Below are 5,863 nucleotides of genomic sequence, written 5' to 3'. Positions count from 1 at the left end.
TTCGGTGCTGCCCCTGCTGACTCGCTCAAAGGCTGCTAATAAGGTTTCAACTTCTGTTTCTCTGCCGTAGAGTTTTTCAGGGATGAGGAAATGATCTGTCATATCCCGCGTCCCCAATGCAAAGGTCTCAATGTTACCCGTGTTTTGTAATTGAGCCAGACAAATTTCTAAATCGTGTTTAAGTCCTAATGCACTCTGATAGCGATCTTCGGCATTCTTTGCCATCAGTTTACTAACAATTTGGGATAAAATTAGGGGAACTTCTGGGTTGATTTCATGTACCGGAATTGGCTGTTTTGCTAGATGACAATGCACTAATTCTATTGGGTCGTCTGACTCGAAGGGTAACTGTGTTGTCAACAATTCATAGAAGGTAACACCCAGGGAATAAAAGTCACTCCGATAGTCAATTGCTCGATTCATTCTTCCTGTCTTTTCTGGGGAAAGATAAGCTAAGGTTCCTTCGAGGGTGTTGGGGTTCTGGATTTCTAGGGTTTCTCTCGGCAGCAGGGAAGAAATACTGAAGTCAATTAGTTTAATTTGTTTGCTATGTGGGTTAATCAGAATATTTGCGGGTTTGATATCTTTATGAATAACTCGGTTTTGGTAGAGAGAGTGAAGAATATTTGCTAGCTCTCTGGCTAGGTTGAGAAAGTTTTCTAAAGATAGAGATTTATCGGGTTGGTTTTTATCAGTTGCTCCCGGAAGATAAGTAGACAGAGAAACTCCTCCAAAGTCCTCCATTATCAAAGCATAGGCGTTTTTGTAAGGTGCTAAATCGAGGGGTTCAACCACTCCAGGTAGACGTAGATTTTTGGCGATGGTGTACTGGTTGCGGAATTGCACCAGTTCGCTGAAGCTGGGGTATTCGTTTCGCAGCAGTTTGATGACGACGGGAGTACGATCGCTCTCCCGAATACCTCGATAGACTAGAGTGCGAGATCCTGCATAGAGTTGTTCTGTTATCCGATACCCCGGCAGATCAGTAATTGTCTCCATTGTCCAGTCCTCACTCAATAAATTGGGGGTTAGTATATCTCTAGTTTACTCAGCAAACTTGGTAAATTCTCAATGGTCTCTAATGTTGCTGGACTTGTCAGTGGGCGTTCTGTACGAACGCAGGCAGCTCGTTCGATACTGAAGCCATATTATTAATTGTTTAGAACTTGTCTGCACTGGAGCGGAAATTATCCATAAGTATGTTTATATAACTCATTTGAGATGTTGATGGCGATCGCGTCTAGCAGTCGTGAAGCTCACAGGAGGCGATCGCCCCAAACAGCTATTTTTTGAGGTAGTTCAGTTTAAGCCCAAGGGTGGAAAGGTTTTCAACTTGGTTGTTTATCCTTGATATTTTTGAGGTAAAAATACTCAATGGTAGCCCTCATGCCCTCTTCTAGCAACCTAACGAACTCGCTCATCGGAAATGCTTGAATAACCCATTCTACATCAAATATTGCCCATTCAAAAGCAAAGTATACTTCGGAACTAGACGAAAATAAAATTTTTGGATGGATTTTATCTCAACTAAAAAATGTGTGATATTGAGCCGACTTACCCTGCGTATTTACTTCCCTAGTCTACCGTATATTTGTATTACCAGCAGTGGCTAGAACAAGGATTGCTTCTTCAATAACTGATGAAAATATTACCCCTATTCTGTGACTCAGCAGAATAGGGGTAATATTTTACTCTTCTTCATCAAGTAAAATAAGGGATGAGAATAAAAATCCATTAACGCTATTAATCGAGCAAAGCAAAGTGATTCAGCCCGTGAGCATTTTCTAGCCCCTTTATCTCTGCAATAGCTGGTAGTGTCTTACGTTTAATATCAAAAATTACACTAGCATGAATGTGTGTAAAAGCTTTGAAGCTTCTGACTTCTGAAAACAGATTTCTGTAATAAGCTGTTCGGCATTTAAAAGACGATAGTAGGGTGCGTCATTACAGAAGTGTTTTCCGCATAAGCGCGTAAGTGTTCACTCCTGATGCACCCTACAAGCCTCGTTACTGGTTTAAATGCTCCACAGGTTAGTGACAATACTCATCCATCAATTTCAAGGTTGAATCAGCTTGGCGAGGCTTAACCATAGACTCAGCTAAGGTTTGAGAGATTTTGTTCTATTATACTCTGCCGCGAAATTGAAAGCAGAGGGCAGGGCTGTTTCATGCTCTTGTAGGAGCAGCAAAGAGTGGCTGCCCCCATGTCGCCAAGGCTTGTGAATCATCGTCTGTGGGGGGTAGGAATTCTTGGCACTACAAGAGTCAAAATCGCGATTTTCGTGAAAATGAAACCGCCCTGCCTGCGTGCCCGATACCGCAGCCGATCGAAACAAAACGCTAAAATAGTAGCTCATACAATTTTGGAGTTAATATTTGACACTTGCACCCGCGCGCGAAAACGTCCTAGCTTGGCTCTGTGAGCGCGTTCCTGCTGCCCGAATCAAACATATCCTCGGAGTCGAACAGGTAGCAGGTGACTTGGCTCGCCATTACGGCCTCGACGAAGCAAAAGCCCGATCGGCGGGTTTGTTGCACGATTTGGCAAAATACTTCAAACCTCAACTGCTGCTGCAAATGGCCCAGAAGGAAGGTTTAGAGTTAGACTCAGTGTTGGAAGCACACCCGCATTTGCTGCACGCAGACGCCAGCGCGATCGTCGCCAGAGACGAATTCGGGGTGGTCGATCGAGAAATTTTGGACGCAATCGCCAATCACACCCTCGGCAGACCAAACATGAGCCAGCTCAGTTGTACCGTATTCATAGCAGATACCATAGAGCCGAGCCGCGGCAACACAGCCCAACTAGAAGCACTGCGCGAGGCAAGCTGGCAAAATCTTTATGCAGCCGTGTGGCAAACTAGCGATTATTCTCTTAAATATTTGCTAGAAACTCGCTGCTACATCCACCCCCGCACCGTACTTACGCGGAATTGGGCGCTGCAAATGGCCCGCGAACCGCCGGAAACAGGAAATTCGACCCAGAAGTCGATCGAACAAATCACAAGTTGAAAGTAAAATTCACCAGAAATTCTGTCCTTACTTTTGGCTTCAACCTAACTCCTATTTCCCGTCTCAAACTGCCAACAATCGACAGCCAATAGCGCACCCATTCTTTCTTACCGTATCAATTAGGAACTTAAACACTTAATGTCAGATATAACCCAACTCGAATACTCCAGGGCCCAGTCTACAGCAACGGACGGCACCTCCTCAGACGAAGCCCGTGGCCTGATCATGACCGTTGCCCAAGCAGCCGATGACCGCAAAGCAGTAGATATTGTATTGCTCCGCGTGTCAGAAGTATGCTTTTTGGCAGACTACTTTGCGATCGTCACCGGATTTTCCAACGTGCAGGTACGAGCCATCTCCCAAGCGATAGCAGACCAAGTGGAAGAAGAGTGGCAACGCTTGCCACTGCGTACACAAGGCCTATCAGACGCTAGTTGGGTTGTCATGGACTACGGCGACGCGATCATTCACATTTTGAAGCCTCAAGAGCGGGAGTTCTACAATTTAGAAGCGTTCTGGGGACACGCCGAACGCATTGACTTTTCCCCCACGTCGTGAGGATGGCTAATGTGAAAAACGTTTCTGCTTCTATTTGTCCCGTTCCGCAAGAACAGCGACCGATCAATGAATACCAAGAACTTAAAGAATCCTGGTTTTTTAGCTGGGTAACACTCAATTGGCCCGGATACCTGGCAAAACTAGCTTGGGTGTGGGCTTGGAGTTGCTTGGTATCGGTGCCGATAGCTGCTTCTAGCTTTGCTCCAAGCAAGTATCCAGCTCAGTTTGTCCTGTGCGGTGCCGCAGGTGCCGGTTTTATTCTAGGATTAGCTTTGCTGCGACTCTACTTGGGTTGGTTCTACGTGCGATCGCGCCTTTCAAATCCCACGGTCGTCTACGAAGAGTCTGGTTGGTACGATTGTCAATCTTGGCCTAAAACTCCCGAAGTTTTGCTTCAAGATCAGTTGATTGTTAACTACCAACTAGAACCAATTCTCAGGCGTCTGCGGCAGACATTTTATGGTTTGACAGTATTGCTGGTTGCCGGGGGACTAACTTGGAGTTGTTTGTAATCGGTTCGGTTCGGGAGTTTTGAGTTTTGAGATTGCCGCGCACAGCCAACGCCGGCACACTCCCGTGCATGAGTGAGAAACGATCGCCGAAAGATTAACTTTATAACTCTTAACTGGCAGCTCGCAACTCATAACTTCCACCGGCCCCAATCTAAAATCTAAAATCTAAAATCTAAAATTGATATGACAAGGGGAAAACGAACCCAAGCTCCCGAACTGGAAGTCACACTGCTGCGCGAAGGTATTGTGGAATCGAGGCACCGCGCCCAGGCCGCTGTCTGCGACAACCGCGGGCGCGTTCTGTCTGTTGCTGGTAACTCGGAAACGGCCTCATTTGTCCGTTCTTCACTCAAGCCTTTTCAAGCTTTGGCGGTGACGGGGACTGGCACTTTAGAACGCTACGAATTGACCGATCGAGATTTAGCGATTATTTGCAGTTCCCATCAAGGTACGATCGAGCAATCGCGCCAGGTATTTAACGTCCTGTGGCGCTGCGACATTGACCCCTCTAAACTTCAATGCCCCATTCCCGAAGGCAAAAAGAGCCCCCTGCAATACAACTGCTCCGGCAAACACGCCGGAATGCTGGCTGTCTGCCAGCAACTGCACTGGCCTCTGGACACTTATTTACGGCGCAAACATCCCGTCCAGCAGCTTATTTTGGGCAAAGTGGCTGACTTGCTGGCCATGCCTGCCGAAGAGTTTATCAGCGCTCGCGACGACTGCGGCGCTCCTACCTATCTGTTGCAGTTGGGGCAAATGGCGTCTTTGTACGCTAAGTTGGCCTCTGGCGACAATGTGGAGATGGAACGGATTGTCCGCGCTATGACTCACCACCCGATGATGGTTGCGGGTGAGGGCAAATTTGACACGGAACTGATGCGTTTGACTCAAGGGGAATTGGTGAGCAAGTCCGGCGCCGAAGGGGTGCAGTGCATTGGCCGCGTTGGCGAAGGCATGGGCTTGGCAATTAAGGTGACGGATGGAGGAAAGCGTGCTCAATTTGCTGTGGCGATTCACTTGCTCAAGCAGTTGGGGTGGATTACTCCGACGATCGCCGAAACTCTGGCGGAGACTTACCTGACTCTCAGTGAGTTCAAGCGCTTGGAGGTAATCGGGGAAGTTTCGATGCTTTAGGGCGATCGAGACTCGATCGCCGATTTCAGCAACCCCTCCCACAATCTAAAAAGTTTTTTTGATGGAGGGGTTGCAATTTTCAGAAAGATATGTTTATATTAGTAAAGAGACAAAAAGCGACGCGGGATAGAGCAGCCTGGTAGCTCGTCGGGCTCATAACCCGAAGGTCAGTGGTTCAAATCCACTTCCCGCCACCAACTTAAATAAGACAAGCCCCGGCATCCTAAAAGTTGCTGGGGTTTGTTTTATGCCGTCTGTTTGATGCCGTCTGCGATCGCCTCTTCGACAGATTGAAAGCAGTTTATTTTAGGCGGCAACAAAAATGAGGACACAGCAGTGCTGTGTCCCTACTGTATATTTGTATTTTTCTAATTGAGACCAAATAAGACCAACCCTCAACCTAAACACTCAACCCTATACTTTCCGACGACCGTTTGTGCAAGCTTTATTTGTTAAAAAATTGCAATCCGATATCCATATTTTTTAACTCAGGATTGTGAACTACCAGACGCTGACCACTTAAGTGGTACAGCGCTGGCTTCCTGATTCAACGGGGCGGGGCGTCCCACAAAACCGAAGTTTTACCAGATCGACTTACATCCCCTCCACAGGCAGAAGCGCTAGTTCCTAACGCCAAAATCCGC

The 5,863-nt window shown here is 47.1% G+C and carries 6 protein-coding genes and 1 tRNA gene; 5 read left to right on the top strand and 2 right to left on the bottom strand.

From position 1 onward, the window contains the following. The coding region (locus tag QUA88_RS28995) for a protein kinase domain-containing protein (protein WP_333275173.1) at nt 1-999 on the bottom strand (999 nt) is incomplete at its 3' end. A 1,100-nt stretch (nt 1,000-2,099) separates the two neighbouring features. Then, entirely contained in the window at nt 2,100-2,357 is a 258-nt protein-coding gene (locus QUA88_RS28985; RefSeq protein ID WP_333275170.1) for a hypothetical protein, read from the bottom strand. Nucleotides 2,358-2,376: 19 nt separating this feature from the next. On the opposite strand from QUA88_RS28985, the gene yqeK reads away from it, so the two are divergent. From yqeK to QUA88_RS28960, 5 genes are all read left to right on the top strand, one after another. After that, the gene (gene yqeK / locus QUA88_RS28980; protein ID WP_333234292.1) at nt 2,377-3,012 is read left to right on the top strand and encodes a bis(5'-nucleosyl)-tetraphosphatase (symmetrical) YqeK; all 636 of its coding nucleotides are present in this window, start codon (nt 2,377-2,379) and stop codon (nt 3,010-3,012) included. 138 nt (nt 3,013-3,150) lie between these two features. Continuing rightward, nucleotides 3,151-3,570 carry a ribosome silencing factor gene (gene rsfS, locus QUA88_RS28975; protein ID WP_333234293.1) on the top strand — a complete coding sequence of 140 codons (420 nt, stop codon included), beginning with the start codon at nt 3,151-3,153 and terminating at the stop codon, nt 3,568-3,570. A gap of 2 nt (nt 3,571-3,572) precedes the next feature. Continuing rightward, on the top strand, nt 3,573-4,082 hold the full coding sequence (locus QUA88_RS28970) for a CGLD27 family protein (protein ID WP_333058566.1): 510 nt from the start codon (nt 3,573-3,575) through the stop codon (nt 4,080-4,082). A 183-nt stretch (nt 4,083-4,265) separates the two neighbouring features. Beyond that, nucleotides 4,266-5,219, top strand: a complete 954-nt coding sequence (locus QUA88_RS28965) for an asparaginase (protein WP_333275166.1) — start codon at nt 4,266-4,268, stop codon at nt 5,217-5,219. 120 nt (nt 5,220-5,339) lie between these two features. Further along, a tRNA-Met gene (locus QUA88_RS28960) sits at nt 5,340-5,416 on the top strand. The last annotated feature ends 447 nt before the right edge of the window (nt 5,417-5,863 follow it).

Source organism: Microcoleus sp. D3_18_C2, from assembly GCF_036702395.1.
Classification (GTDB): Bacteria; Cyanobacteriota; Cyanobacteriia; order Cyanobacteriales; family Microcoleaceae; genus Microcoleus.
The sequence above is the reverse complement of the archived record's forward strand: the minus strand, read 5'-3'. Positions and strand labels throughout refer to the sequence as shown.